The following is a 26,870-nucleotide window of genomic DNA, read 5'->3' on the forward strand; positions in this document are numbered from 1 at the left end:
TTCGATGCGATCGGCGATCTTCAGCAGGATCAGCGCACGGTCCTGCACCGAGGTCTTGCCCCAGGCATCGGCGGCGGCATGGGCAGCGTCCAGCGCACGCTCCACGTCTTCGGCGCCCGAACGCGGGAACTCGGCGATCACTTCACCGTTCACCGGCGAGGTGTTGACGAAATACTCCCCCTTCACCGGCGGCACGAATTCGCCACCGATGTAGTTGCCGTAGCGCGGCTTGAAGGAAATGACGGCGCCTGGAGTACCGGGTTGGGCGTAGATCATGTTGGGCCTCTCTCTTCTGCTTGTGGAGCCTGCGCCAGACATGGCTCAGGGCATGGGACCGATCTTAGGCAGTGCCCTCCCGCCCCCGGTATGCACCCATGGCAGCGGAGCCCTCCTCATTTGGTAGTAGATGCCAACGATGCTGCAGCACGCGGTTTACGGGGCGTCGCGCTAATTTGGGCGCAGCCACTAGCCGCCTAACCGCACGAAAAAATCGGGCATTTTAGCCCTCCTCCCGACCGCGAAATTGACCATGAACAAGGATGCCGCGCCGCACCGAAAATATTTTCCAAACGCAAGGAAAGCTCGACCAAATGCCCGCAAAACCAACCCGAAAGTCCTATTAGTCACCCCCGCAAAGCACCCTAATTTCGAGCTGCGACATCCTGTTCCCCATAACAACCTGAGGAGATTTGCCATGCAGTGGATCAATCCCGATTTCTGCGATCTGCGTCTGGGCTTCGAAGTTACCGCGTACGTCTACGTGCGCTGAGCCTGTGGCCGGGGCGATCGCAATCGCCCCGGTTTGCGAGGAAATGGTCATGACAACAACAAACATACTGCCGACGACCCGCTACGAGATTCGCCCACCGTTCCTGTTCCGCTGGGAGGAGTCACAGCAGGCCCACGTGCTGCTCTACCCCGAAGGCATCGTCAAGCTGAACGCCACCGGCGGCGACATCCTCAAGCGCTGCGACGGCAAGACCAGCGTCGCCGAGCTGATCGAACAGCTGGGCCGCGATTACCACGCATCCGATATCGACGCGATCGGCAAGGGCGTACTGAATTTCCTGGAGGTGTCCCATGGCAAAGGCTGGATCCGAGCTAAGGCTTGATGGCAGCGGCAATCCGGTCTGGCTGCTGCTGGAGCTGACCTATCAATGCCCGCTGCAGTGCGTGTTCTGCAGCAACCCGCGCAACTTCGCCGACTACCGCCCGCATGAGCTGAGCACCGCCGAATGGATCGACGTGATGGCCCAGGCCCGCGCAATGGGTGCCATGCAGATCGGCTTCTCCGGCGGCGAACCGACCTTGCGCAAGGACCTCGAAACACTGGTCGCCGAAGCCGACCGCATGGGCTACTACACCAACCTGATCACCTCCGGCATCGGTCTGACCGAAGCGCGCCTGCGCGCCCTGAAAGATGCCGGCCTGCGCCATATCCAGTTGGGCTTCCAGTCCACCGACCGTAACGTGGCGCGCGAGCTGGCCGGCGTCGATGCCTGGGAGCGCAAGCTCGGCATGGCACGGCTGATCAAGTCGCTGGACTTCCCGATGGTGCTGAACGTGCCGATCACCCGGCAGAACATCAGCCAGATACCGGACATCATCGATTTTGCCGTCGAGCTGGGCGTCGAGTATCTCGAGCTGGCCAACGTGCAGTACTACAACTGGGCGCTGCTCAACCGCGACGCACTGATGCCAACCCACGCCGAGCTGCAACGCGCCGAGGATCAGGTGCAGCATGCGCGCGAGCGTTACGGCGATCGACTGACGATCTTCTTCGTCATCCCCGACTACTACGAAGGCCGGCCCAAGGCCTGCATGAACGGCTGGGGCGCGATCCACGTCACCGTGGCGCCGAACGGCGATGTGCTGCCCTGCTCGCAGGCCACCAACTTCAAGAACCTGACCTTCCCCAACGTGCGCCAGCAGCGCCTGGAAGAGATCTGGCACGACTCGCCGGTGTTCAACCTTTACCGCGGCGACGCCTGGATGCCCGAGCCGTGCCGCAGCTGCGACGAGAAGGAAAAGGACTTCGGCGGCTGTCGTTGCCAGGCCTTGCTGCTCACCGGCAACGGTGCCAACACCGATCCGGCATGCAGCAAGTCGCCGCATCATCAACTGATCCAGCAGGCCGTCGCGCTGGCGCAGGACGCCACACGCTCGCAAGGCACGCTGATCGCCCGGCAGGCCAGCCAGGGGGTGGAACTTGAAATTGCCCCATGACTCGTTCGGCGGCACCGTCAGCGCGGGCCTCGCGCTGACGCTCGGCTGCTATCTGCTGCTGCGCGTGCTGATCTAGGAGGCGGCGATGCAACTGTCCGTCTTCGATGTGCTGGCCCGTTATGCACACCTCCTGTTCGCGCTGGTGTGGGTCGGTCACAACTACGCCAACTTCATCCAGAACCCTCGCTTCGTGCCGCTACAGAACGGCATCGACACCGCCACGCTGAACCGCGATCTGGAGGCGCGGATGAAGCGCGAGCACGGCATCTTCCGCTATGCCTCGCTGGTCGTCTGGGCATCGGGGATGTTCATGCTCTGGCAGCGCGGCTGGCTGGTCGACGCGCTGCTACTGCAAGGACCGCTGGCAGCCATCGGCCTCGGTGCGTGGATCGGCACGGCGATGGTGCTGAATCTCTGGCTGGTGCTCTGGCCGCATCAGAAGAAACTGCTCGGCTTCGTCCCGGCGACGCTGGAGGAGCGCGTGCGCTGCTCACGGATTACCTTCCTGTCCTCGCGCAGCAACACCATCCTCTCGTTTCCCCTGCTATTTCTGATGGCAGCCGGCGGTCATGGCCTGCATCTTTTCTGAACAGGCCGAGCGCTACAGCTTCGCCGCCGGTCCGGCGCAACTGCCGCGCGAGGTGCTGAGCCAGATCCACGAGGAGCTGCCGGACTGGCAAGGTAGCGGCTTCTCCCTGCTGGAACAACCGTTCACCAGCACCGCCTACAAGCAATTGATGAGTGACACCGAGCAGGACCTGCGCGCGTTGCTGGCGATTCCCGCCAACTATCGTGTGCTGTTCATGCAGGGCGGCGCCTCGGCGCAGTTCGGCCTGCTGCCGCTCAACCTGCTGCAACCCGGACAGCACGCCGACTACCTGGAAAGCGGCCACTGGGCACGCAAGGCCATCACCGAGGCACGCCGGCATGGGCCGGTGAACGTGGTGGCGAGCGGTGCGGCGGACAGCTTCACCGCCCTGCCCGCTGTCGAGACCTGGCAGCTCGACCCCAACGCCGGCTACTGCCACCTCACCAGCAACGAAACCGGCAACGGCCTGCAGCTGCACGACTTCCCGCAACTGTCGGTACCGCTGGTGGCGGACATGACCTCGGATTTCCTTACCCGCCCCGTTCCCATCGAGCGCTTCGGGCTGATCTACGCCAGCGCGCAGAAGAACATCGGTGTCGCCGGGCTGTGCCTGATCATCGTCCGCGACGACCTGCTGCGTCCGCCATCGGCCGGGCTGCCTGCGGCATTCAGCTATGCGGTGCAGGCGGAGCAGCAGAGCCGCTTCAACACACCGCCGACCTTCGCCCTCTACGTCGCCGCGCTGATGCTGCGCTGGATCGCCGCGAACGGCGGTCTCTCCACAATGGCAGCGAACTGCCGGGAAAAGAGCCAGCGACTGTACGCCTGCCTCGACCGCAGTGAGCTGTACCACTGCCGCCCGCGCAATGAGGATCGCTCGACCGTGAACGTCTGTTTCGAGCTGCGTGAGCCGGCGTTGCTGCCGCTGCTGCTCGCCGAGGCCGAGCAGGCCGGGCTGCATCATCTGGCCGGCCACGCGGCCGTCGGCAGTCTGCGTGCCAGCCTGTACAACGCGATGCCGCTGGCGGGCGTGGAGCGGCTGGTCGCGTTCCTGCAGCGCTTCGAGCGTGAACATGGCTGAGCACAACATGACCCTGCGCCGGCTGGGCCAACGGCTGGCACTGCAACTGGCCTGCGCCGCCAGCTATCTGCCGGCGACACGCAGCCGAGCGCAAGCGGTGGATGCCATGGGCTTGCGCTTCCCGTCACCCGTGGGCATCGCCGCCGGATTCGACCGCTGCGGCCGGCTCGGTCGGCGCGCCGGCCGTCTGGGCTTTGGCTTCACCGAAGTCGGCAGCTGCACCTCGGCCGAGCTGTTCGGGATGCGCCCACCCAACGTTAACGGACGCGCCCTGGTGGGCCTCAATCTGAGTCTCGACCCGACCCGCTCGTCAGCCGAGCTGTGCGACGATCTGACGCTTGCCTGGGCGCAGACCGATTACCTGATGCTGAACCTGATCAGCCCGCTCAGCGCGCCGCTGCTGGCCGACGAGCGCCGTGCGCAGCTGATCAAGCTGTTACGCGCGCTGCGCACTCGCGCGCATGCATTGAACAGCTGTGGCAGCCGTCGCGTGCCGCTGGCGGTGAAGCTACGCAGCCTGCCCGGCCAGGTACCGATGGCGCTGGCCGAAGTGTTGCTGGAACTCGGCTTCGACGGTCTGCTTGCCGCCCACGACCCCGGCCCACCAGCCACGGCCGAGCGTTATCGCAGCTGGCAGGACGATGCCCAGCAATTGCTGGCCTGCCGGCAGATCGAGCAGTTGCACCAGCTCTGCGGCGGTGCGCTCGCACTGATGTCCGTCGGCGGGATACAGACCGCCGCGCACCTGCAGGCCCGGCTGGCGGCCGGCGCACGACTGGTGCAGGTGCACAGCGCGTTGCTGCGCGAGGGGCCGTTCATTGCCCAGCGCCTGCTGGGCTGATTCTTCTCAGCCCAGCGGGCGCAGGATGACCACGCCGAGCGGTGGCAGCGTCAGCTGCAGCGAGTACTGTTCGCCGTGCGCCGGCGTGCCTTCGGCAAGAATGCCGCCACCGTTGCCGACGTTGGAGCCACCGTAGCAGGCCGCATCGCTATTGAAGATTTCCTGCCAGCGCCCCTCCTGCGGCACACCTACGCGATAGCCCTCGCGCACCACCGGGGTGAAGTTGCCGATCACCAGCAGCGGACGGCCCTCGGCATCGCGGCGCAACCAGGCGAGCACGCTGTTACCGCGGTCATCGCCGATTAGCCACTGGAACCCGCGCGGGTCGCTGTCGAGCTGATGCAGCGCCGGTTCCGTGCGATACAGCCGGTTCAGATCGCGCACCAGATGCTGCGCGCCCCGGTGGTCTGGCTCCTCGAGCAGGAACCAGTCCAGCTCGCGGTCGTGATTCCATTCGCGCCACTGGCCGAATTCGCTGCCCATGAACAGCAGCTTCTTGCCCGGATGCGTCCACATGAAGCTCAGGTACGCACGCAGGTTGGCAAACTTCTGCCAGCGATCCCCCGGCATCTTGTCGATCAGCGAGCCCTTGCCGTGCACCACCTCGTCATGGGAGATCGGCAGTACGAAGTGCTCGGAGTAGGCATAGATCATGCCGAAGGTCATCTTGTCGTGGTGGTACCGGCGATGAACCGGGTCTTCCTGGATGTATTTGAGCGTGTCGTGCATCCAACCCATGTTCCATTTGTAGGAGAAGCCGAGCCCGCCTTCGCTGGTCGGCTTGCTGACGCCCGGGAAGGCGGTGGACTCCTCGGCGATCACCAGTGCACCGGGCGTTTCGCTGGCGACCACGTCGTTCAGGTGACGAAGGAAATCGATCGCCTCCAGGTTCTCTCGGCCGCCGTGGCGGTTGGGAATCCACTCGCCGTCCTTGCGTGAGTAGTCGCGGTACAGCATCGAGGCGACCGCATCCACGCGCAGTGCATCGACGTGGAATTCGCGCAGCCAGTGCAGCGCCGAGGCCAGCATGAAGCCATGCACCTCGGTGCGGCCGAGGTTGTAGATGTAGGTGTCCCAGTCCTGGTGGAAGCCCTCGAACGGATGGTCGTACTCATACAGCGAGGTGCCGTCGAAGTCGCCCAGACCGTGGGCATCGGTCGGGAAATGCGCCGGCACCCAGTCGAGGATCACACCAATCCCCGCCTGGTGGCAGGCATCGACGAAGGTGGCGAAATCGTGCGCCGTGCCGTAGCGCGCGCTGGGGGCGAATTGCGACAGCGGCTGGTAACCCCAGGAACCGCCGAATGGGTGTTCCATGATCGGCATCAGTTCGATATGGGTGAAGCCCATCTCGACCACGTAGGGAATCAGTCGCTCGGCCAGCTCGTGCCAGTCATACAGGCGGTCGTCGTCCGCGCGCTGCCACGAGCCGGCATGCAGCTCGTAAATGCTCATCGGCGCATCGTAGGCCTGCAGCGCCTTTCGCCGTTGCAGCCAGTCGGCGTCGCGCCATTGGTACTCCAGTGGCCGCGCGACCACCGAAGCGGTACCCGGCGGGTGCTCGGTGGCCAGCGCCACCGGGTCGGCCTTGAGCGGCAGCACGCCCTGCGGACCGAGAATCTCGTACTTGTAGGCATCGCCCGGCTGCAGCCGCGGGATGAACAGCTCCCACACCCCCGAAGGGAAGCGCAGCCGCATCGGATGACGGCGCCCGTCCCAGCCGTTGAAATCGCCCACCACCGAGACGCGTCGCGCATTCGGCGCCCATACCGCAAAGCGCACGCCAGCTACGCCATCGACCTCCACCACCTGGGAACCGAACACCCGGCCGATCTCGCGGTGGTTGCCTTCGGAGAACAGATGCATGTCGATCTCGCCCAGCTGCGGACCGAAGCTGTACGGGTCTTCGGTGATCTGCTCGCCGCCAGCCCAGCGGATGCGCAGCAGGTATGGCTGCGGATGCAGCAGGCGGGTGACGAAGAAGCCCGGGACCTGCCCCTGCTCCATGCTGCCCAGCGCGTTGGCACCGGAGCGATCCAGCACCTCGACGCCCAGCGCATTCGGCAGATAGGCACGAATGACCAGACCGTCGCCGTCGGCGTGCGGCCCGAGAATGGCGAACGGATCGCCGTGTTCGGCACGCACCAGCGCATCCACGTCGGCATCGCTGGGCAGCAGGTTTTCTCCGGGCATGACCACGGCCGGACGATTACTCATTGGGAACCTCCACTGGAAAGCTGTTGGGCCAGCGCGGCCAGCCCCTGCAACGGGACGGGCAGCCAGGCCGGGCGATTCTCTGCTTCGTAGGCCACTTCATAGGCCGTCTTGTCCAGGCTGAACAATGCCAGGGCGGCGGCGCCATCAGCCTCGCGCCAGGCGTGCGGCAGGTCGGCGGTTGCCTGTTGATAGGCGTCAAGAAACACTCGGTGCGCGCTCTGCCGGTAGTTTTCGGCAATCGTGCGGCGGGCCAGGTCGGCCTCGGCGGAGCTGTCGCTGACCTGAGCGTTGCGAATGGTCATCGCGGCGGCGTAGTCAAACGAACGCAGCACGCCGGCGACATCCTTGAATGGGCTGAGCTTGGCGCGTCGCTGCTCCAGCGGCCGCGCCGGTTCGCCCTCGAAGTCGATGAAATAGGCATCGCCATGTGCCACCAGAATCTGTCCCAGATGCAGGTCGCCGTGTACGCGGGTGCGCAGGCCACCCAGCGTTCTAGCAGCCAGAGATTGCACTTGTGCGATCAGCTGCTCGCGCTGCGTCAGCAGCTGCTCGACCAGCGCGGCATCCTTGCGCTCCAGGGTAGCGCGATGCTCGCCTAGCAGACTCAGCGCGCGCTCCAGCTGCGCGGTCACGGCCTCGGTCGTTTCCTGCACGTGGCGTTCGACGGTGCTTTCGCGGGCGAAATCGGGGTTGTCGGTGTCACTGGCGAGCACTCGGTGCATTTCGCCCAGGCGCCGGCCAAGCAGGCGGTTGAAGGCCTCCAGCTCGCCGAGCGCGCTGTACTGGTTCTCGTGCTCGGAAACACCGCCGCCCAGCTGATCGCGCACCGCACGGTCGAGGGTGTTGATCGTCCACTCCCAAGCATCGCCCTGGTTGTCCAGATAACGCTGCACGACGATTAGCGCATGCAGCTCGCCACGTGCATCGACGCGGTTGACCTGTCCGAGCATCGCCGAGATGTGGGTGAAACCCTGTGCGGTGAGGAAGCGCCCCATCTCTAGCTCCGGGTGGATGCCCGGGGAAACCCGGCGCAACAGCTTGAGCATCATGGCGTTGCCGATGATCGCCGAACTGTTGGACTGCTCGCTGGACAGGTAGCGCACCTCGGCATCGACCGGGACGCTGACGTGCGCCAATTGCGGCATGGCCTCGAAGCGAATTTCCCCGTCGCCGCAGGCCAGCACACGGCCTTCGCGCAGGCTCTGGATGACACCGTGCACGAAGGGTTCGAGGGTAAAGGCGTCGGTCAGCAGGCCGACCTGCGGTCCGCGCCGCGCACGCGCAATCGCCAGTTGCTGCGGTAGCGCGGTACCGAAATCCGCTTCGGCGAGATAGCCCAGCGGCAGCTGGTAGCGCTCGCTGCGGCCGGCGCTCTGCACGGCGATTTCGCTCAGCAGCAGCGGATGCTGCGCGTCGCCGAACGGCACCGCGTAGCAGATCTGGATCGAGTCTATGGCCGCATCCTTGCTGGCGAACCAGCGCCGTTTGGGCAGGTAAGTTCGCAGCGATTCGTTCTCGAGGATGCGTCTGTTACTGCCGCTGAGCGTGTCCAGGCGCTGGAACACCAGGGTCTGGAAGTCGGGCATGACGTCCACCGGCGCCTGGTGCCAACTCGGCATCTGATGCGTGGCCGCCAGCTGGAACCAGTAGAAGCCGTAGGGCGGCAGCGTCAGCAGGTACGGCAACTGGCCGATGGGCGGGAAGGCGCTGCCGCCAAGCATCTCCACCGGCACCATGCCGGCGTACTGCGACATCTCCAGTTCCGCCGCCTGCGCCGAGCGCGACAGATTGGCAACGCAGAATATCTGCTCGGTCTGCCCGTCCGGCCCGGGGAACTCGCGTAGATAGGCGAGGATGCGCCGGTTGCTCGGCGCCAGCATCTTCAGCGTGCCGCGGCCGAAGGCCTTGAACTGCTTGCGGATGGCGAGCATGCGCCGAGTCCAGTTGAGCAGCGAGTGCGGATCGCGCTGCTGCGCCTCGACGTTGATGGTGTAGTAGCCGTAGAGCGGGTCCATGATCGGCGGCAGTACCAGCCTGGGCTGATCGGCGCGGGAGAAGCCGCCGTTGCGGTCCACGGACCACTGCATCGGCGTGCGGACGCCGTCGCGGTCGCCGAGGAAGATGTTGTCGCCCATGCCGATCTCGTCGCCGTAATAGATCACCGGCGTACCCGGCATCGACAGCAACAGGCTGTTGAGCAGCTCGATGCGCCGCCGGTCGCGCTCCAGCAACGGCGCCAGCCGGCGACGGATGCCCAGGTTGATACGTGCGCGAGTGTCCGAGGCGTAGTAGTTCCACAGGTAGTCGCGCTCGCGGTCGGTCACCATCTCCAGCGTCAGCTCGTCGTGGTTGCGCAGGAAGATCGCCCACTGGCAGTTGTCCGGAATATCCGGCGTCTGGCGCAGGATGTCGGTGATCGGGAAGCGATCCTCCTGGGCGATGGCCATGTACATGCGTGGCATCAGTGGGAAGTGAAAGGCCATGTGGCACTCGTCGCCGGGACCACCGTTCTCGCCGCCGAAGTACAACTGGGTGTCTTCCGGCCACTGGTTGGCTTCGGCCAGCAGCATGCGGTCGGGGTAGTTGGCGTCGATCTCCGCGCGAATCGCCTTGAGTACCGCATGGGTCTCCGGCAGGTTCTCGTTGTTGGTGCCGTCGCGCTCGACCAGATAGGGAATGGCATCCAGCCGCAGGCCGTCGATGCCCATGTCCAGCCAGTAGCGCATCACGCCGATGACCGCCTTCATCACCTGCGGGTTGTCGAAGTTCAGGTCCGGCTGGTGCGAATAGAAGCGGTGCCAGTAGTACTGCTGGGCGACCGGGTCCCAGGTCCAGTTGGACTTCTCGGTATCGAGGAAGATGATCCGCGTGCCCTGGTATTTGTCGTCGGTGTCGGACCACACGTAGAAATTGCGCGCCGCCGAGCCCTTCTTCGCCTTGCGCGCCCGCTGGAACCACGGGTGCTGGTCCGAGGTGTGGTTGATGACCAGCTCGGTGATCACCCGCAGCCCGCGCTTGTGGGCCTCGGCGATGAAGCGGCGAGCGTCGGCCATGTCGCCATAGTCCGGGTGCACACCACGGTACTCGGCGATGTCGTAGCCGTCGTCGCGCCGCGGCGAAGGATAGAACGGCAGCAGCCAGATGGTGTTCACACCGAGGTCGGCGATGTAGTCGAGCTTCTCGATCAGGCCGGCGAAGTCGCCGACGCCATCGTTGTTGGAATCGAAGAACGACTTCAGGTGCACCTGATACACCACCGCGTCCTTGTACCAGAGCGGGTCCTTGATGAAGGCGGCGGGTTTGCGGGCTTTGGCCATGTCTTTCGGTCCTCGTACCGCTGTGCCCCGGGCAGTGTGCCGCGCGGCGTCGGTCGCTCGAAGCGACATTCAATTTGATCGATATGTGTCTGTTTCTAAAGCACTTGATGAGCTCTCTTGAGTCGTCACTTGAGGTCCGGATCGACGGGCGCGGCGGTCAACCGCCAGATCCCGAACGGCAGATGTGCCGGATCGATACGCATCCACTGGGTCTTGCCGTACCAGGTCCAGCGGTGGCCGTTCATCAGGTCCTCACCTTGGGTATGGGCATCGTCGCGCAGGCCCAGCTCCCATAGCGGCAGCTCGAAATGCGCCTCCTGCGGGTGATGCGGGTCGAGGCTGATGGCGATCAGGATGAAATTGCTGCGGTCCTCGGTGCGTTTGCCGAAGTAGAAGATGTTGTCGTTCCACGCCAGGTAGGGCTGGAAGCCCAGGTGCGTCTGCAGTGCCGGGTTCTGCCGGCGGATACGGTTGAGCTGGGCGATCTCGGCGACGATGTTGCCGGGCGCGTGGTAGTCGCGCGGGCGGATCTGGTACTTCTCCGAGTCCAGGTATTCTTCCTTGCCGGGAATCGCCGCCGCCTCGCACAGCTCGAAGCCGGAATACATGCCCCACAGCCCTGAGCCCATGGTCGCCAGCGCGGCGCGGATGAGGAATCCGGCGCGGCCGGAGTCCTGCAGGAAGAACGGATTGATGTCCGGCGTGTTGACGAAGAAGTTCGGCCGATAGCAGTCGCGCAGCGGCGCCTCGTTGAGCTCGCTGAAGTACTCAGAAAGCTCCGCCTTGCTGTTGCGCCAGGTGAAGTAGGTGTAGCTCTGGGTGAAGCCGACCTTACCCAGGCGCGCCATCATCGCCGGCCGGGTGAAGGCCTCGGAGAGGAACATCACGTCCGCGTCACGCTCGCGGATATCGGCGATCAACCATTCCCAGAACGGCAACGGCTTGGTGTGCGGGTTGTCGACGCGGAAAATCTTCACGCCCTGCTCCACCCAGTGCCAGACCACGTCGCGCAGGGCGAGCCACAGGTCGGGCATGGCGTCTTCGGCGTAGAAGTCGACGTTGACGATATCCTGGTACTTCTTGGGCGGATTCTCGGCGTACTTGATCGTGCCGTCCGGGCGCCAGGAGAACCAGCCGGGATGCTCCTTGAGCCAGGGGTGATCCTGTGAGCACTGGATGGCGAAATCCAGCGCGATCTCCAGGCCGTGCTCGGCCGCCGCGGCGACCAGCGCGCGGAAGTCCTCGTGGGTGCCGAGCTGCGGGTGGATGGCATCGTGGCCCCCATCCTCGCTGCCGATGGCGTAGGGGCTGCCGGGATCGTTCGGGCCGGCCTCCAGGCTGTTGTTCGGTCCTTTGCGGAAGGAGCGGCCGATGGGGTGGATCGGCGGGAAATACAGCACGTCGAACCCCATGTCGCGGATCGCCGGCAGGCGCTTGATCACATCGCGCAGGGTGCCGTGGCGGTTGGGGTCGTCGGTTTCCGAACGCGGGAACAGCTCGTACCAGCTGGCGAACTGCGCGCGCGTACGCTCCACCTCCAGCGCAAAGATCGGACTGTGGCTGCAATGCTCGCGCGGGTCGGCATCGGCCATGACCGCAGCCGTCTCCTGCGCGAGCAACAGCGAAACCCGCTCGTCCTCCAGATGAGCCATCTGCAGACGATGCAGCAGGTCGTCGAGCATCGCGCGGGTTTCGCCCTGGGCACGCTCGGCCGCACGCTGCAGGTGCAACCGCCCTTCTTCCAGCTCCACGCCGATCGGCACGCCGGCCGCGTGTTTCTTCGACAGTTCGTAGCGATAGCTCTCGAACACATCCCACCAGGCTTCGATGCGAAATTCGTGCGCCGCCACCTGAGTCGCCGTGAACTGACCGGACCAATGATCGTTACCCAGCAGCTTCAGGCGCGCCCGCCGCCAGCTCTCCTCGCCGCGTGCCCGCCAGCACACCGAGGCGGCCAGCTGGTCGTGACCATCGGCGAAGATGCGGCTGGTCACCGTCACCGGCTGGCCGATGATCGCCTTGGCCGCGAACCGGCCGTTCTCCACCACCGGCTCGGTGGATTCGATGGCGATACGCCCCATCTGCAGGGCTTCTTCGAGGCGCGGGTGAAGGGCGTGTGCATCGGTCATCGGCGGGCTCCTGTGCGTTGCGTTGCGGCACGCGACAGCCGACAGGCGCAAGGCAGTCGGCTGCACGGGTGGCCGCAAAGGACCGTCCGCATGACGCGGACTCCCTTCTTCCGAGCCGAGGCCGGGCGGAAAAGTTCAGGCCCCGCGGCCCTGCGCTACCAACGGCAGCGCCCGCCCGTCGCGCATCCCCTGCCTGGCGATGACCGGCTGGAACCACCGGATGCCCGCCACCTCCATCGCTATGGCTATGCTCGTTCAGCAGCCATCCGCCAGGAGGACTTCCATGACCCACGCACGCCCCGATATTCCGCAACCCGATCCGGTGGTCCACGACAAGCCCGGCGATGTCCCGCAGGTGCCCTGCCCCGACGAGCTGGACGAGAACAAGCCGGGCTCGCCCTATGGCGGCCAGACCGTCGCCGACCCGGACGACCAGCAGCCCAGTTAGGTCTCGTGCTCGCGGCCGTCGCGACCGGGGTGCGGCAGCCGCCTGCTAGACGCCCGGCAGCTGCCCAAGCGCCGCCGCGAGGTTCTGGCGGGTCGAGCGGTAATCCGCCCAGGGATCGTCGGCGAGTGTTGCCAGGCGCTCGCCGAGGTTGCGGATGTGCCACTGATTCGCGCCATCGATAAGCGCCAGCTCGGCGCGCTGCAACGGTACCGAAACCGCGAGCCCCGGCCGCGCCCGCGCTGAATAGGCGGCCACGGTGCTGGCGCCCTTCTGGTTACGCAGGTAATCGACGAAGATTCGGCCGACGCGGTTCTGTGGTCCCATCTTGTCGACGATCAGCGTCGGCGCCTCGTGCGCCAGACGCTCACTGACCGCGCGGGCGAACTGTCGCACCCGCTCCCAGTCATGCCGGCGGTCGATCGGCACCACCACGTGCATGCCGCGCCCGCCGCTGGTCTTGATGAACGCCCGCAGGCCGAGCGTGTCGAGCAGCTGCAGCGTCAGTTCGGTTGCTTCGACCATGCCCGACCAAGGCAACGCCGGATCGGGGTCGAGATCGAAAATCACCCGATCGGGTCGTTCGATGCGGTCGCTGCGGGCGTTCCAGGTGTGGAATTCGATGCTGCCCATCTGCACCGCTTCGATCACCGCCGTGATGCTGTCGGCCTGCATCAGCCGCGCATGCTCAGGATCGAGCGCGCGGTCGAGCAGGCGCATGTGCGGCATCTTCAGCCGCCCGCAGTGGCGCTGGAAGAAGGTTTCTCCGGCAAGGCCCTCCGGCGCACGCACCAACGACAGCGGCCGCCCCCTGAGCTGCGGCAGCAGCCATTCGGCAACGCCGAGGTAATACTCGGCCAGCTCGCGCTTGCTCACGCCACTGGCGGCATCGATGACCCGCTGCGCACTGCTGATGCCCACGCCGCCGACCTGCGGGCGGCCCGTACTCTTGCGCGGCGCGCGCATGCCGGCCGTCATCCGGCCTTCTTGCGGGGTGTGGTCTTGCGCGGCTCGCTTGCAGCGGATTTGCTCGCGCGGGAGGTGGTGCTCTTCGGCTTGGCCTTGCTCGACGGCTTGGCCTTGGCGGACGGCTTCTCACCTTCGCCAGCACCGTCCTCGGCGTCATCCGCTGCTGCGCGTGCCTTGCCCGGTTTGGCAGCCAGGCTGCGCTTGAGCAGTTCGGTGAGGTCGATGACGTCCGCCCCACGCCGGTCCACGGCCTCCTCCGGCCCGCCGACGGCTTCGAGCTTGCCTTCGCGGGCCTTCTTCTCCACCAGATCCATGATCTGGTTCTGGAAGGTGTCCTTGTACTGTTCGGGCTTCCACTGCTCGCTCATGTCCTCGACCAGCCGTTTGGCCATCTCCAGTTCGCGCTCGGCCAACTCGGGATCGAGCGCTTCGTCCTTCAGTTCCAGATATTCCACGCCACGCACCTCGTCGGCCCAACGCAGCGTATTCATCACCAGCGCCTTGCCCAGCGGCATCACCACCGCCAGGTGCTGCTTGTTGCGCAGCACCACGTTGGCAATGCCGACCTTGCCGGTCTGGATCAGCGTCTCGCGCAGCAGCGCGTAGACCTTCTCGCCGCGCCGGTCGGGCGTCAGGTAATACGGCGTGTCGATGTAGAGAAAGGAAATGTCCTTGGCATCGACGAAGGCAATGATGTCCACCGTCTGCGTTGCCTTGGGGTGCGCGGCCTTGATCTCGTCATCGCTGAGCACGATGTAGTGGCCCTTCTCGTACTCGATACCCTTGACGATGTTCTCGCTGTCGATGTCCTCGCCGGTGGTCTTGTTGATGCGCTTGTAGCCGACGCGGTCCATGCTGCGCTTGTCCAGCCAGTCGAAATCGATGCCGGTGCGCGTGGTGGCCGGCACCAGTGCCACCGGGATGTGCACCAGACCGAAACTGACGGCACCTTTCCAGATCGTGCGAGGCATGGCGTTTCTCCCGAGTTTGAACGGTCAGCCGTTGACCACCGTGCCGCCGTTGACGTGCAGCACCTGCCCGCTGACGTAGGACGAGTCGCTGCTGGCCAAGTAAACATAGGCCGGCGCGACTTCCTCCGGCTGGCCGGGGCGCTTCATCGGCACGTTGCTGCCGAATTCGGCAACCTTGTCCGCATCGAACGTCGACGGAATCAACGGCGTCCAGATCGGCCCCGGTGCCACACCGTTGACGCGGATACCGCGCTCGGCCAGGTGCATGGCCAGCGCCCGGGTGAAACCGACGATGGCACCCTTGGTAGAGGAATAGTCGATCAGCATCGGGTTGCCCTTGTAGGCCGTCACCGAGGTGGTGTTGATGATCGAGGCACCTTCGCGCAGGTGTGGCAGTGCGGCCTGGGTCATCTGGAACATGCCGAACACGTTGGTGCGGAAGGTCTTTTCCCACTGCTGCTGGCTGACGTCCTCGAAGCGTTCCTGTGGGTGCTGCTCGGCGGCGTTGTTGACCAGGATGTCGAGCCGGCCCAGCTGCGCCAGCGTTTCGTCGACCACCCGACGACAGACATCCTTCTCGGCAACGTCGCCGGCGAAGGTCAGGCAGCGGCGGCCGTGCTGTTCGACCACCTTGCGGGTTTCTTCGGCGTCCTGGTGCTGATCGAGGTAGAGAATCGCCACGTCTGCCCCTTCGCGGGCGAACAGCACCGCCACCGAGCGACCGATACCACTGTCACCGCCGGTGATGATCACCACCTTGCCGGCGAGCTTGCCAGCGGCCCGGTAGTCCTCGCCGCGGTATTGCGGGCGCGGATGCATCAGCCCCTCCTTGCCGGGTTCGGGTTGCTGCTGCGGCGGCAGAGTCTGGTTGTCGGCCATGAAAAATCCTCCGTCAAGGTAAGTAACCTGTCTTCGGAGGACTTGGCGGGCAGCGGAAAAGTTTCTACGCCGCGATGAGAGGGCCTGTTACAGCGTCAGCACGACGCGGCCGCGCGGCACGCCGCTTTCCACGTAGCGGTGGGCCTCGACGACCTGCTCGAAGCGGAACTGCCGGTCGAGCTGCGGCGTGATCAGCCCGTCGGCGGTCAGCTGGTTGATGTGCTGCAGCGCGCGCTCGACGGCTTCGCGCTTCTGCTCGATGCCCAGCTCCGGCTGGCCGGTGAAATCGCACAGGCAGTGCAGGAAGAACTTGAAGTTCTTCTTGAATGCCGCGCAGGCAGGGAACGCCGTCTCGTTACCGCCGTTCATGCCGTAGAGAATCAGTTTGCCCAGCGGGGCGATCACATCGCCGAGCAGTTTCATCTGCGAGCCGCCGCAAGCGTCGAGCACCACCTCGACGCCGCGGCCGTCGGTGATCTTCTGCAGACGCCCGACGAGGTCTTCCTCTTCGGTGACGATGACCGTCTCGGCGCCCAGCTCGCGCAGGTAGGCGCGGTCCTCGGCGGTGTCGCAGGTGGCGATCACCCGCGCGCCCAGCGCCTTGCCCAGCTGCACGGCAGCAGGCCCGGTGCAGTGGTTGGCCTGGGTGATCAGTACGTACTGACCGGGCTCCAGCTGCGCCAGATCGATCAGCGCGAAATAGCTGATCAACATCGGCACGTAATGAATCGCCGCCTCGCTGGCGTCGAGCATGTCCGGGTAGTGCACCAGCGACTGCTGCGGCAGCAGCACCTGCTCGGCATACAACGGATACTGGTTGAGATCGTGCGCGGGAAAACCCGCCACCCGGTCGCCGACGGCGAAGCCCTGCACATCGGCGCCGACCGCAATCACCTCGCCGGCCACCTCGCTGCCCAGCCCGGCCGGCAGGCGTGCGTGACGCGGCGCCAGGTCCTGACGCCAGAGCACATCGTTCCAGCTCACGCCGATGGCGCGGACATCGAGCAACACTTCGCCCGGCCCCGGCACGGGCGTGTCGCGTTCTTCCAGACGTAGAACGTCCGCCGTGCCGAACTGGTGGAAACGGATGATGCGGGACATCGCGACCCCTCGCTTACTGCTTGTGCAGGATGGACTCTATCGTCCCTACCGGGACAACTCCAGACGGCGCCCCTGCATTCCGGTCGATAATCGCCATGCGTGTAAATGATGCGGGCGTGCATGTATCGACGCACGCGGCTCGTCGGTACGGCAGTTACAAAGCGCGAAAGCGCTATGCCGATGCATCGCCGATCTGTCTAGAATGCAGCCCGGCCCGCTTCCGCCGGACTTCACCAGAAGAACAAGCATGAACCGCAACGACCTGCGCCGCGTGGATCTGAATCTGCTGATCGTCTTCGAAACGCTGATGCACGAGCGCAGCGTCACGCGCGCGGCGGAAAAGCTCTTTCTCGGCCAGCCGGCCATCAGTGCCGCGCTGGCGCGCCTGCGCACGCTGTTCGACGATCCGCTGTTCGTGCGCACCGGGCGCAGCATGGAACCCACCGCCCGCGCCCAGGAGATCGCCCGGCTGCTGTCGCCGGCGCTGGACTCGATCTCCACAGCGGTCAGCCGTGCCTCGTCCTTCGACCCGGCCACCAGCAGCCAAGTGTTTCGCATCGGCCTGACCGATGAAGTGGAGTTCGCCCTGCTGCCGCCGCTGTTGCGCCGCCTGCGCGCCGAGGCGCCCGGCGTGGTGCTGGTGGTGCGCCGCGCCAACTACCTGCTGATGCCCGGGCTGCTGGCCTCCGGCGAGATCTCCGTGGGCGTCTGCTACACCGAGGAGCTGCCGGCCAACGCCAAGCGCAAGGTCTTGCGCCGGCCGCGGCCGATGCTGCTGCGTGCCGACAGCATTCCCGGCCCGCTCAGCTTCGACGACTACTGCGCACGCCCGCATGCGATGGTCTCCTTCGCCGGCGACTTGACCGGTTATATCGACGAGGAGCTGGCCCGGCACGGCTGCAAGCGCCGGGTCGTGCTGGCAGTGCCGCAGTTCAACGGGCTGTCCGCGCTGCTCGCCGGCACCGACATCATCGCCACCGTGCCCGACTACGCTGCCGCCGCGCTGGTGGCCCACGGAGGCCTGCGCGCCGAGGTGCTGCCGTTCGAGACCAGCCAGGATTTCGAACTCTCGATGGCCTGGCGCGGCGCTCAGGACAACGACCCCGCCGAGCGCTGGCTGCGTTCGCGCATCCAGATGTTCATCGGTGACCCGGACAGCCTGTAGGGTGGAAAACGGCCCAGCCTTTTCCACGCGTATCCCCGTCCCTGCACGCCGCCACGCCTTTCTCGACGTCACTGCCGATTGCTAACGCAGCACCGGCCGCAGCCGACGCAGCCAAGCGACGCCGCGAATCGGTGGAAAAGACCTGGCGGTCGTTTTCCCCCTACCGTTATTGCGTGCTGCTGATCATCGATGCGCAACCATCACCGCCAATGATATTCACCTTCGGCTCGTTCGATTTCTGCCAACAGCGCTGACCGCGCAGACTCCCGCCATCGATAAAACCCGACTTGCGGAGTCAAGCATGGACCGTTCGCTCTACGCCTTGCGTTTTCCCCTTCTGGCTCTGGTGGTGCTGGTCAGCGCCGCCTGCGGCAAGACCCCGGAGGCCACCCAGTCGGGCATGCCGCCGCCCGCCGTTAGCGTGGCCGAAGTCATCGAACAACCGGTGACCGAATGGGACGAAGTCACCGGCCGCCTGGAAGCGCCGGAATCGGTGGACATCCGCCCGCGCGTTTCCGGCTTCATCGACAAGGTGGCCTTCGAGGAAGGCGCGCTGGTGAAGAAAGGCGACCTGCTGTTCCAGATCGACCCGCGGCCGTTCCAGGCTGAGGTCAAGCGCCTGCAGGCGCAGCTACAGCAGGCCCGCGCCACGCAGCAACGCACTGCCACCGAAGCCGAACGCGGCCAGCGTCTGCGGCAGAAGAATGCGATTTCCGCGGAACTCGCCGACGCCCGTGTCAGCGCCGCCAGCGAAGCGAAGTCGGCGGTCGCAGCGATCCAGGCGCAGCTGGACAAGGCCCAGCTGGACCTGTCCTTTACCCGGGTCACCGCCCCCATCGACGGCCGCGTCGGCCGCGCGCTGATCACCTCCGGCAATCTGGTCAACGCCGGCGAGGCGTTGCTGACCACGTTGGTCTCGACCGACAAGGTGTATGCCTACTTCGAGGCGGACGAGCGCACCTATCTGAAGTACCGCGAGCTGGCCCGCGAGGGCGAGCGCGGCGAGGCAACGCCGGTTTATCTCGGCCTGTCCGACGAGGATGGCCATCCGCACCTGGGCCGCATGGACTTCATCGACAACCAGGTCGACCCGCGTACCGGCACCATCCGCGGCCGCGCGGTGTTCGACAACCGCGACGGCCGCTTCACCCCCGGTCTCTATGCCCGCCTCAAGCTGGTCGGCAGCGCCACCTACGACGCCGTACTGATCAAGGACGTGGCAGTCGGGACCGACCTAGGCAAAAAGTTCGTGCTGGTGCTCAAGCAGGACGGCACGGTCGATTACCGCCCCGTCGAGCTGGGACCGAAGCTCGAAGGTCTGCGCATCGTGCGCGCCGGCCTGGCGAAGGACGAAACCATTGTCGTCAACGGCCTGCAGCGGGTGCGCCCGGGCAGCGCCGTGAAGCCGGAGACGGTGCCGATGGCGGATGCCGAGACCCTCGCCGCGCTGAAGCAACAGAGCCGCGCGATCAGCGAGGCGATGAAGCCGCAAGTGGTCGAACGCAGCCTGGCGCGTCGTCCGAGCAGCTGATCACCAGCCAACCACTGACCTGAATCCGGCGCGTTACGCGCCCATCCGATCGATCCGCCTGGGCGCGCTCGCCGCGCCCTACCCCGGAGTGCGTCATGAATTTCTCGCAATTCTTCATCAAGCGGCCAATCTTCGCCGCCGTGCTGTCGCTGGTGATCCTCATCGCCGGCGCCATCTCGCTGTTCCAGCTGCCGATCAGTGAATACCCCGAGGTCGTCCCGCCCACCGTGGTGGTGCGCGCCAACTTCCCCGGCGCCAACCCCAAGGTGATCGGCGAGACCGTTGCCTCGCCGCTGGAACAGGCCATCACCGGCGTCGAGGGCATGCTCTACATGTCGTCTCAGGCGACCGCCGACGGCAAGCTGACGCTGACCATCACCTTCGCCCTCGGCACCGACCTGGACAACGCCCAGGTGCAGGTGCAGAACCGCGTGACGCGCACCATGCCGACCTTGCCCACTGAGGTGCAGCGCCTGGGCGTGACCGTGGACAAGGCCTCCCCCGACCTGACCATGGTGGTGCACCTGACCTCGCCGGATAACCGCTACGACATGCTCTACCTGTCCAACTACGCCGCACTCAACGTCAAGGACGAACTGGCGCGACTGGACGGTGTGGGCGACGTGCAGCTGTTCGGTCTGGGCAACTATTCCCTGCGCGTCTGGCTCGACCCGAACAAGGTCGCCCAGCGCAACCTCACGGCCACCGACGTGGTCAACGCCATCCGCGAGCAGAACCGTCAGGTTGCCGCCGGCGCGCTGGGTGCGCCACCGGCGCCGGGCGCCACCGACTTCCAGCTGTCCATCAACACCCAGGGTCGCCTGGTGGACGAGGAGGAGTTCGAGAACATCATCGTGCGTGCCGGCGAGGACGGCGAGATCACCCGCCTGAAGGACATCGCCCGCATCGAACTGGGTTCCAGCCAGTACGCCCTGCGCTCGTTGCTGAACAACCAGCCGGCGGTGGCCATCCCGATCTTCCAGCGGCCGGGCTCCAACGCCATCGCCATATCGGACCTGGTACGCGAGCGCATGGCCGAGCTGAAGCAGGAATTCCCCCAGGGCGTTGATTACGAGATCGTCTACGACCCGACCATCTTCGTGCGCGGCTCCATCGAGGCGGTGGTGCATACCCTGCTCGAGGCCATCGTGCTGGTGGTGCTGGTGGTGATCCTGTTCCTGCAGACCTGGCGCGCCTCGATCATTCCGCTGGCCGCCGTGCCGGTATCGCTGATCGGCACCTTCGCGGTCATGCACCTGCTCGGTTTCTCGCTCAACGCGCTGTCGCTGTTCGGCCTGGTGCTGGCCATCGGCATCGTGGTGGATGACGCCATCGTCGTGGTGGAGAACGTCGAGCGCAACATCGGTCTGGGCAAGTCGCCGGTGGAAGCAACCCGTCAGGCCATGAAGGAAGTGACCGGGCCGATCATCGCCACCGCCCTGGTGCTCTGCGCGGTGTTCATCCCGACCGCCTTCATTTCCGGCCTCACCGGGCAGTTCTACCAGCAGTTCGCGCTGACCATCGCCATTTCCACGGTGATCTCGGCAATCAACTCGCTGACGCTGTCGCCGGCGCTGGCCGCTACCCTGCTCAAGGCCCATGACGCACCGAAGGATGGCTTTTCGCGGCTGCTCGACCGGCTGCTCGGCGGCTGGCTGTTCCGCCCGTTCAACCGTGTGTTCGACCGCGCCAGCCATGGCTACGTTGGCGTGGTGCGGCGCATTCTGCGCGGCAGCGCGGTCGCGCTGGTGGTCTACGTCGGCCTGGTCGGCCTCGGCTACATGGGCTTCGCCAGCACGCCGACCGGCTTCGTGCCGCCGCAGGATAAGCAGTACCTGGTCGCCTTCGCCCAGTTGCCGGACGCCGCCACCCTGGACCGCACCGAGGACGTGATCAAGCGCATGTCGGAAATCGCCGGCAAGCACCCCGGCGTGGAGAACACCGTGGCCTTCCCGGGGCTGTCGATCAACGGCTTCACCAACAGCACCAACAGCGGCATCGTCTTCACCCCGTTGAAACCCTTCGACCAGCGCACCGATCCGTCGCTCTCCGCCGGTGCCATCGCGGCGGACCTCAACGGCCAGTTCGCGCAGATCCAAGACGCCTTCATTGCCATCTTTCCGCCGCCGCCCGTGCAGGGCCTGGGCACCATCGGCGGGTTCCGCGTGCAGGTGCAGGACCGTGGCAACCTGGGCTACGAGGAGCTGTACACCCAGGTGCAGAACGTCATCGCCAAGAGTGCCGACTACCCGGAATTGGCCGGCCTGTTCACCAGCTATCAGGTCAACGTGCCGCAGGTGGATGCCGATATCGACCGCGAGAAGGCCAAGACCCACGGCGTGGCCATCGACGACATCTTCGACACCATGCAGGTCTACCTGGGCTCGCTGTACGCCAACGACTTCAATCGCTTCGGCCGCACCTATCAGGTCAACGTCCAGGCCGACCAGAAGTTCCGCCTGGCGCCCGAGCAGATCGGCCAGCTGAAAGTGCGCAACAACCGCGACGAGATGGTCCCACTGTCGACCTTCGTCAGCGTCACCGACAGCGCCGGCCCGGACCGAGTGATGCACTACAACGGCTTCCTCACCGCCGAGATCAACGGCGCGGCCGCACCGGGCTACAGCTCAGGGCAAGCCGAGGCGGCCATGGAGCGCCTGCTCAAGGCTGAATTGCCGAATGGCATGAGCTACGAATGGACCGAGCTGACCTATCAGCAGATTCTCGCCGGCAACACCGCGGTGTTCGTCTTCCCGCTCTGCGTGCTGCTGGCCTTCCTGGTGCTGGCCGCGCAGTACGAGAGCTGGAGCCTGCCGCTGGCGGTGATCCTGATCGTGCCGATGACGCTGCTCTCGGCCATCACCGGGGTGATCCTGGCTGGCAGCGACAACAACGTCTTCACCCAGATCGGCCTGATCGTACTGGTGGGCCTGGCGTGCAAGAACGCCATCCTCATCGTCGAGTTCGCCAAGGATAAACAGGAGGAAGGCATGGACCGCCTCGCCGCCACTCTGGAAGCCTGCCGCCTGCGTCTGCGGCCGATCCTGATGACCAGCTTCGCCTTCATCATGGGCGTGGTGCCGCTGGTGCTCTCCAGCGGGGCCGGCGCCGAGATGCGTCATGCCATGGGGGTCGCGGTGTTCAGCGGCATGCTCGGGGTAACCTTCTTCGGTCTGCTGCTGACCCCGGTGTTCTATCTGGTGATTCGCGCCTTCGTCGAGAAGCGTGAAGCGCGCAAAGCGGTTTACAAGGAGGCCCGCGCATGAAGTTCTTCGCCCTTTCCCTGCTCACTATGGCGCTGAGCGCCTGCGCGGTCGGCCCCGATTACCGCGCGCCGCAGCCGGAACCGGCACATATCGAGCGTGCCGCCGCTGGAAGCTACGACCGCTCGCGGTTCGAAGCGGCCTGGTGGCGACAGTTCGACGATCCGACGCTGGATGCGCTGGTCAGCAAATCCCTGGCGGAAAACCGCGAACTGCGCATCGCCTACGCTCGCCTGCAGGCGGCGCGGGCGATCCGCGATGACATCGGCAACGACCGCCTGCCGACCGTCACGGCGGGCGCCCGCGCCGATATCGGCAAGGCGCAGCAACCGGGCGTCACCGAGCGGCGGGTGAACAGCGAGCGTTACGATCTGGGCCTGGACATGATCTGGGAGCTGGACCTGTTCGGCCGCATCCAGCGCAGCCTGGAAGCCAGCGAGGCACAAGCCGACGTCGCTGAGGCCGAGTTGTATCAGTTGCAGGTCAGCCTGATCGCCGAGCTGGTCGATGCTTACGGGCAACTGCGTGGCGCCCAGCTGCGCGAACGCATCGCCCGCGACAACCTGGCCAACCAGCGCAACTCCCACGAGCTGACCGAACAGCTGCGCGACGCCGGCATGGGCAGCGAACTCGATGTGCTGCGCGCCGACGCACGACTGGCGGCCACCGAGGCGAGCCTGCCGCAGCTACAGGCGCAGCAGACGCGCGCCCGCAACCGCATCGCCACGCTGCTCGGCCAACGCGCCGATCGGCTCAGCGTCGACCTCGCACCGCGCGAGCTGCCGGCGATTGCCAAAGCCCTACCGATCGGCGATCCCGGCGAGTTGTTGCGCCGACGCCCGGATATCCGTGCAGCCGAGCGCCAGCTGGCGGCCGCCACGGCTGATGTTGGCGTGGCGACGGCCGATCTGTTTCCACGGGTGAGTATGTCGGGCTTTCTCGGCTTCATCGCCGGGCGCGGCTCGCAGATCGGTTCCAGCGCGGCGCGGGCCTGGGGCGTGGCGCCGAGCATCAGTTGGGCGGCGTTCGATCTCGGCAGCGTGCGCGCCCGCTTACGCGGTGCCGAGGCGGATGCCGACGGCGCGCTGGCGAACTATGAGCAACAGGTACTGCTGGCGCTGGAAGAATCGGAAAACGCCTTCAGCGATTACGCCCGGGCGCAGGAGCGCCAGCTGTCGTTGCTGCGCCAATCCACGGCCAGCCGCGCCGCGGCGCAGCAGGCGGCGATCCGTTATCGCGAAGGCACGGTGGATTTCCTCGTTCTGCTCGACGCCGAACGCGAACGCCTCGCCGCCGAGGACGCCCAGGCACAGGCGGAGATCGAGGTCTATCGCGGCATCGTCGCGCTCTACAAGGCGCTCGGTGGCGGCTGGAGGCCGAGCGCCTGATACCGGCTCTCTCGTTGGATCGCCTCCTGGTCGATCACTTTTGCCCCGGGTGCTGGAGCGCCGCGGGGCATTTTTTTGCCGCTCGGCAGCACCTCTCTTTCGTCCGCCTCGCTCTTGAGCGAAGCACGCCGTGCCTGGACGCCTCAGCAGCTTACGCTGCCGATGAATGCACCGGCTGGCGCCAGTTTCGTCCCGTTTGTATCGTCGGAGGCGGACAACAATCCGGACTGACCCAGATGCCCTTAGAAGCGCTCATGAACCCATCCGTGTACAGCCAGCTCCAGCAGGCACTGGCGCTGCTGCAGCGTCACCTGGGCGGGAACCTGCTGGCCGTGCATCTGTTCGGCTCGGCCGTTGTCGGTGGCCTGAAACCCGGCAGCGATCTCGACCTGCTCGTTACCGTCGCCGCCCCCCTGCCGAAGGACACGCGCCACATGCTGATGCGCGAGCTGCTGATGATTTCCGCCTGGCCGGCCAACGAGCGAATGCGCCCGCTGGAAGTCACCTGGGTGGTACACCACTCGGTACGGCCTTGGCGTTATCCGGCAATGCGCGAACTGCAATTCGGCGAATGGCTGCGCGCCGATATCGAAGCCGGCCGCATCGAGCCGCCCCAGGAGGACCACGATCTGGCCATTCTTCTGCACCAGGCGCGCAAGAACGGCGTCTGTCTGATCGGCCCCGACGCGGTCGAGTTGTTCGAACCAGTACCCGAGCGAGACATGCGCCAAGCCTTGCGCGACACGCTGGCGCAATGGCGCGAGCCCGCCGACTGGCAGGGAGACGAGTGCAACGTGGTGTTGGCCGTGGCGCGCATCTGGCTCACCCTGACCACGGATGCCATCGCTCCGAAGGACGTCGCAGCGATCTGGCTGCTCGAGCGTCTGCCGGATAAGCACCGTGCCGTGCTGGAGAAAGCCAGCCAGGCCTATCGGGGCGATGCGATCGAAAAGCCTGCCCTGAGCCCACAGGCGGTGGAGGCGTTCATCCGGCATGCGCAAACGCAGTTGCAGCCGTCGCAACCAACAGGAGCAGAGCGATGATGACCACTGACCAGATCGCCGCCTTCTGCCTGGCTCTGCCCGGCACCCGTGAAGATCTCAAGTGGGGCAGCAATCGGGTGTTTTCCGTGGCGGGCAACAAGATGTTCGCCGTTCTCGATTTCCTTGGCGAGAACCTGGCATTCAAGGTCCACAGCGACCTCTTCCTGGGTTTCGTGGACCGTCCCGGCATCCACCCTGCTCCTTACCTGGCACGGGCGCACTGGATCAGCATGAGCAGTCAGCAGATCCCCATGGGTGACGACGAGCTGCGCGACCTGCTGACCCGCGCGCACCAGCTGGTGGTACGCAAGCTGCCAAAGCGCCTGCGACCCGGGCTGTTACTGGATCTGGATTGAGTCAGCGCTGGATGGATCAGTCGCAACGAACCGACGGACATGCACGCAGGCGATATCGAATCCTCCTGTCACTGCAGCGGCTGCGCCGGCCTCCTCTGCCCTCGGCGCTTCAGACCGACGGGCCAACCGGTGTACCCGTGGCTCCTAGACCACGGTCGCTGGGCCACCGGCAAAATGTGACGTAGGGCCGCTCCCGTCGGCTTGGCGCGGCAAAGCGCTTTAAGTCGTCACTCATCTTTGGCATAAGGAGCGGCTGAAAGCCGAGAAGCGTCCCCGCGGTCGGTCCGCATGGATGCACTGCCAACCAACCAGAATAAAGAGTCTTTCATGAAGCCGATCATTACCCTTGCCGGGCTTGTGCTGGCCGCCGCCAGCGCATTCGCTCAGGCCGATCCTATCGTCATCAAGTTCGCCCACGTCGTGGCCGAAGACACTCCCAAGGGCAAGGGTGCACTGCTGTTCAAGCGCCTGGCCGAGGAACGCCTGCCCGGGCAGGTGAAGGTCGAGGTCTACCCGAACTCGACGCTGGTCGGCGATGCGACCGAGATCCAGGCCCTGCGCGACAACGAAGTGCAATTGCTCGCCCCCTCGCTGGCCAAGTTCGAGCAGTACACCAAGCAGCTGCAGGTATTCGACCTGCCGTTCCTGTTCGACGACATCGAGGCTGTCAACCGCTTCCAGAAGCGTGCCAAGGGCAAGCAGCTGCTGCGCTCGATGGAAGACAAGAACATCATCGGCCTCGCCTACTGGCACAACGGCATGAAGCAGCTCTCGGCCACCCAGCCTCTGCGCATGCCCGGCGATGCGGCCAATCTCGCGTTCCGCATCCAGCCCTCGGCAGTGCTCGAGGCGCAGTTCGGCGCCGTTGGTGCGACGACTAAGAAACTCGCCTTCGCCGACGTGTTCGGCGCGCTGCAGGCGGGCACGGTACAAGGCGCCGAGAATCCGTGGTCAAACATCTACAGCAAGAAGATGCACACCGTGCAGCCTTACATCAGCGAAACCAACCACGGCGTACTGGACTACATGGTGGTCAGCAACACGCGCTTCTGGATGGGCATGCCGCACAAGGTCCGCTTCGAGCTGGAAGCGATTCTCGATGAAGTGAGCTACGCGGTGAATCGCGAAGCCGAAGAACTGAACCAGGCCGACCGCGAGCGCATCCGTCAGGCCGGCACCACGGAGATCATCAGCCTCACACCAGAACAGCGGCTGGCCTGGCGCGAGCGCATGCGCCCGGTGTGGCAGCAGTTCGAATCGGACATCGGCGCCGACATCATCAAGGCGGCGCAGACGGTGAACCGCAAGCAGCACAACTGAAATCACCGCGCAAAAAAACCAGGCTTCGGCCTGGTTTTT

The 26,870-nt window shown here is 65.5% G+C and carries 22 protein-coding genes; 14 read left to right on the plus strand and 8 right to left on the minus strand.

Features of this window, described 5'->3' with window-relative positions; all coding sequences use genetic code 11:
* Positions 1-276, minus strand: a 276-nt coding sequence (locus tag U8L64_RS19325; protein WP_333393644.1) for an aldehyde dehydrogenase family protein, incomplete at its 3' end; no start/stop codon positions are given.
* A gap of 253 nt (positions 277-529) precedes the next feature.
* Here U8L64_RS19325 and pqqA point away from each other — a divergent pair.
* The 6 genes from pqqA to U8L64_RS19355 all read left to right on the plus strand — a co-directional run bounded on the left by pqqA (position 530) and on the right by U8L64_RS19355 (position 4,737).
* On the plus strand, positions 530-769 hold the full coding sequence (pqqA, locus tag U8L64_RS19330; RefSeq protein WP_202966885.1) for a pyrroloquinoline quinone precursor peptide PqqA: 240 nt from the start codon (positions 530-532) through the stop codon (positions 767-769).
* Positions 770-818: 49 nt separating this feature from the next.
* Positions 819-1,112, plus strand: coding sequence for a pyrroloquinoline quinone biosynthesis peptide chaperone PqqD (gene pqqD, locus U8L64_RS19335; RefSeq protein ID WP_008567781.1), 294 nt, complete (start codon positions 819-821; stop codon positions 1,110-1,112).
* Positions 1,081-2,226, plus strand: a complete 1,146-nt coding sequence (gene pqqE, locus U8L64_RS19340; RefSeq protein WP_054093017.1) for a pyrroloquinoline quinone biosynthesis protein PqqE — start codon at positions 1,081-1,083, stop codon at positions 2,224-2,226. Before pqqD ends, pqqE begins: the two co-directional genes overlap by 32 nt.
* 85 nt (positions 2,227-2,311) lie before the next feature.
* Positions 2,312-2,815 carry a urate hydroxylase PuuD gene (locus U8L64_RS19345; RefSeq protein ID WP_054093018.1) on the plus strand — a complete coding sequence of 168 codons (504 nt, stop codon included), beginning with the start codon at positions 2,312-2,314 and terminating at the stop codon, positions 2,813-2,815.
* Positions 2,796-3,896: a 3-phosphoserine/phosphohydroxythreonine transaminase gene (serC, locus tag U8L64_RS19350; protein WP_054093019.1), complete on the plus strand. Its 1,101-nt coding sequence runs from the start codon at positions 2,796-2,798 to the stop codon at positions 3,894-3,896. Before U8L64_RS19345 ends, serC begins: the two co-directional genes overlap by 20 nt.
* The gene (locus U8L64_RS19355; protein ID WP_333398658.1) at positions 3,889-4,737 is read left to right on the plus strand and encodes a phosphoserine aminotransferase; all 849 of its coding nucleotides are present in this window, start codon (positions 3,889-3,891) and stop codon (positions 4,735-4,737) included. The genes serC and U8L64_RS19355 overlap by 8 nt, the downstream gene beginning before the upstream one ends.
* A 6-nt stretch (positions 4,738-4,743) precedes the next feature.
* Here the strand turns inward: U8L64_RS19355 and glgB are convergent, their stop codons facing one another.
* The 3 genes from glgB to U8L64_RS19370 form a co-directional block, all read right to left on the minus strand.
* Entirely contained in the window at positions 4,744-6,954 is a 2,211-nt protein-coding gene (glgB, locus tag U8L64_RS19360; RefSeq protein ID WP_333398660.1) for a 1,4-alpha-glucan branching protein GlgB, read from the minus strand.
* Positions 6,951-10,271, minus strand: a complete 3,321-nt coding sequence (treS, locus tag U8L64_RS19365) for a maltose alpha-D-glucosyltransferase (RefSeq protein ID WP_333398662.1) — start codon at positions 10,269-10,271, stop codon at positions 6,951-6,953. The genes glgB and treS overlap by 4 nt, the downstream gene beginning before the upstream one ends.
* A gap of 125 nt (positions 10,272-10,396) precedes the next feature.
* Positions 10,397-12,400 carry an alpha-1,4-glucan--maltose-1-phosphate maltosyltransferase gene (locus U8L64_RS19370; protein ID WP_156714597.1) on the minus strand — a complete coding sequence of 668 codons (2,004 nt, stop codon included), beginning with the start codon at positions 12,398-12,400 and terminating at the stop codon, positions 10,397-10,399.
* Between the two features lie 283 nt (positions 12,401-12,683).
* Between U8L64_RS19370 and U8L64_RS19375 the strand changes: the two genes are divergently transcribed.
* On the plus strand, positions 12,684-12,848 hold the full coding sequence (locus U8L64_RS19375; protein ID WP_003291248.1) for a hypothetical protein: 165 nt from the start codon (positions 12,684-12,686) through the stop codon (positions 12,846-12,848).
* A 45-nt stretch (positions 12,849-12,893) separates the two neighbouring features.
* On the opposite strand, the gene ligD is transcribed toward U8L64_RS19375, so the two are convergent.
* The 4 genes from ligD to U8L64_RS19395 all read right to left on the minus strand — a co-directional run bounded on the left by ligD (position 12,894) and on the right by U8L64_RS19395 (position 16,765).
* The gene (ligD, locus tag U8L64_RS19380; RefSeq protein ID WP_333398666.1) at positions 12,894-13,823 is read right to left on the minus strand and encodes a non-homologous end-joining DNA ligase; all 930 of its coding nucleotides are present in this window, start codon (positions 13,821-13,823) and stop codon (positions 12,894-12,896) included.
* Positions 13,820-14,785 (minus strand): non-homologous end joining protein Ku, encoded by a 966-nt coding sequence (gene ku, locus U8L64_RS19385; protein ID WP_333398668.1) that lies wholly within the window; start codon positions 14,783-14,785, stop codon positions 13,820-13,822. The genes ligD and ku overlap by 4 nt, the downstream gene beginning before the upstream one ends.
* A gap of 24 nt (positions 14,786-14,809) precedes the next feature.
* Complete coding sequence (locus tag U8L64_RS19390; protein ID WP_333398670.1) at positions 14,810-15,664, minus strand: SDR family oxidoreductase; 855 nt, start codon at positions 15,662-15,664, stop codon at positions 14,810-14,812.
* Positions 15,665-15,751: 87 nt separating this feature from the next.
* Positions 15,752-16,765, minus strand: a complete 1,014-nt coding sequence (locus U8L64_RS19395; RefSeq protein WP_003291254.1) for a zinc-dependent alcohol dehydrogenase family protein — start codon at positions 16,763-16,765, stop codon at positions 15,752-15,754.
* A 247-nt stretch (positions 16,766-17,012) separates the two neighbouring features.
* Here U8L64_RS19395 and U8L64_RS19400 point away from each other — a divergent pair, with 247 nt between their 5' ends.
* The 7 genes from U8L64_RS19400 (at position 17,013) to U8L64_RS19430 (ending at position 26,831) form a co-directional block, all read left to right on the plus strand.
* Entirely contained in the window at positions 17,013-17,930 is a 918-nt protein-coding gene (locus U8L64_RS19400) for a LysR substrate-binding domain-containing protein (RefSeq protein ID WP_054093025.1), read from the plus strand.
* 301 nt (positions 17,931-18,231) lie between these two features.
* Positions 18,232-19,461: a multidrug efflux RND transporter periplasmic adaptor subunit MexE gene (gene mexE, locus U8L64_RS19405; protein WP_043295546.1), complete on the plus strand. Its 1,230-nt coding sequence runs from the start codon at positions 18,232-18,234 to the stop codon at positions 19,459-19,461.
* Positions 19,462-19,556: 95 nt separating this feature from the next.
* Entirely contained in the window at positions 19,557-22,727 is a 3,171-nt protein-coding gene (locus tag U8L64_RS19410; RefSeq protein ID WP_333398674.1) for an efflux RND transporter permease subunit, read from the plus strand.
* A complete protein-coding gene (locus U8L64_RS19415; protein ID WP_054093028.1) occupies positions 22,724-24,112 on the plus strand; it encodes an efflux transporter outer membrane subunit in 1,389 nt (462 codons plus the stop codon). Before U8L64_RS19410 ends, U8L64_RS19415 begins: the two co-directional genes overlap by 4 nt.
* Before the next feature lie 254 nt (positions 24,113-24,366).
* Positions 24,367-25,155, plus strand: coding sequence for an aminoglycoside adenylyltransferase family protein (locus U8L64_RS19420; protein ID WP_333398676.1), 789 nt, complete (start codon positions 24,367-24,369; stop codon positions 25,153-25,155).
* A complete protein-coding gene (locus U8L64_RS19425; protein WP_054093031.1) occupies positions 25,155-25,511 on the plus strand; it encodes an MmcQ/YjbR family DNA-binding protein in 357 nt (118 codons plus the stop codon). Before U8L64_RS19420 ends, U8L64_RS19425 begins: the two co-directional genes overlap by 1 nt.
* Positions 25,512-25,838: 327 nt before the next feature.
* Entirely contained in the window at positions 25,839-26,831 is a 993-nt protein-coding gene (locus U8L64_RS19430; RefSeq protein WP_043295551.1) for a TRAP transporter substrate-binding protein, read from the plus strand.
* The last annotated feature ends 39 nt before the right edge of the window (positions 26,832-26,870 follow it).

This window comes from Pseudomonas sp. FIP_A4 (genome assembly GCF_036701605.1).
Classification (GTDB): domain Bacteria; phylum Pseudomonadota; class Gammaproteobacteria; order Pseudomonadales; family Pseudomonadaceae; genus Stutzerimonas; species Stutzerimonas phenolilytica.

What these genes read in the sequence shown, in the direction of transcription:
- pqqA (WP_202966885.1), top strand. Translation starts at nt 530, where the DNA reads ATGAACAAGGATGCCGCGCCGCACCGAAAATATTTTCCAAACGCAAGG.
- pqqD (WP_008567781.1), top strand. Translation starts at nt 819, where the DNA reads ATGACAACAACAAACATACTGCCGACGACCCGCTACGAGATTCGCCCA.
- pqqE (WP_054093017.1), top strand. Translation starts at nt 1,081, where the DNA reads ATGGCAAAGGCTGGATCCGAGCTAAGGCTTGATGGCAGCGGCAATCCG.
- U8L64_RS19345 (WP_054093018.1), top strand. Translation starts at nt 2,312, where the DNA reads ATGCAACTGTCCGTCTTCGATGTGCTGGCCCGTTATGCACACCTCCTG.
- serC (WP_054093019.1), top strand. Translation starts at nt 2,796, where the DNA reads ATGGCCTGCATCTTTTCTGAACAGGCCGAGCGCTACAGCTTCGCCGCC.
- U8L64_RS19355 (WP_333398658.1), top strand. Translation starts at nt 3,889, where the DNA reads ATGGCTGAGCACAACATGACCCTGCGCCGGCTGGGCCAACGGCTGGCA.
- glgB (WP_333398660.1), bottom strand. Translation starts at nt 6,954, where the DNA reads ATGAGTAATCGTCCGGCCGTGGTCATGCCCGGAGAAAACCTGCTGCCC.
- treS (WP_333398662.1), bottom strand. Translation starts at nt 10,271, where the DNA reads ATGGCCAAAGCCCGCAAACCCGCCGCCTTCATCAAGGACCCGCTCTGG.
- U8L64_RS19370 (WP_156714597.1), bottom strand. Translation starts at nt 12,400, where the DNA reads ATGACCGATGCACACGCCCTTCACCCGCGCCTCGAAGAAGCCCTGCAG.
- U8L64_RS19375 (WP_003291248.1), top strand. Translation starts at nt 12,684, where the DNA reads ATGACCCACGCACGCCCCGATATTCCGCAACCCGATCCGGTGGTCCAC.
- ligD (WP_333398666.1), bottom strand. Translation starts at nt 13,823, where the DNA reads ATGACGGCCGGCATGCGCGCGCCGCGCAAGAGTACGGGCCGCCCGCAG.
- ku (WP_333398668.1), bottom strand. Translation starts at nt 14,785, where the DNA reads ATGCCTCGCACGATCTGGAAAGGTGCCGTCAGTTTCGGTCTGGTGCAC.
- U8L64_RS19390 (WP_333398670.1), bottom strand. Translation starts at nt 15,664, where the DNA reads ATGGCCGACAACCAGACTCTGCCGCCGCAGCAGCAACCCGAACCCGGC.
- U8L64_RS19395 (WP_003291254.1), bottom strand. Translation starts at nt 16,765, where the DNA reads ATGTCCCGCATCATCCGTTTCCACCAGTTCGGCACGGCGGACGTTCTA.
- U8L64_RS19400 (WP_054093025.1), top strand. Translation starts at nt 17,013, where the DNA reads ATGAACCGCAACGACCTGCGCCGCGTGGATCTGAATCTGCTGATCGTC.
- mexE (WP_043295546.1), top strand. Translation starts at nt 18,232, where the DNA reads ATGGACCGTTCGCTCTACGCCTTGCGTTTTCCCCTTCTGGCTCTGGTG.
- U8L64_RS19410 (WP_333398674.1), top strand. Translation starts at nt 19,557, where the DNA reads ATGAATTTCTCGCAATTCTTCATCAAGCGGCCAATCTTCGCCGCCGTG.
- U8L64_RS19415 (WP_054093028.1), top strand. Translation starts at nt 22,724, where the DNA reads ATGAAGTTCTTCGCCCTTTCCCTGCTCACTATGGCGCTGAGCGCCTGC.
- U8L64_RS19420 (WP_333398676.1), top strand. Translation starts at nt 24,367, where the DNA reads ATGAACCCATCCGTGTACAGCCAGCTCCAGCAGGCACTGGCGCTGCTG.
- U8L64_RS19425 (WP_054093031.1), top strand. Translation starts at nt 25,155, where the DNA reads ATGACCACTGACCAGATCGCCGCCTTCTGCCTGGCTCTGCCCGGCACC.
- U8L64_RS19430 (WP_043295551.1), top strand. Translation starts at nt 25,839, where the DNA reads ATGAAGCCGATCATTACCCTTGCCGGGCTTGTGCTGGCCGCCGCCAGC.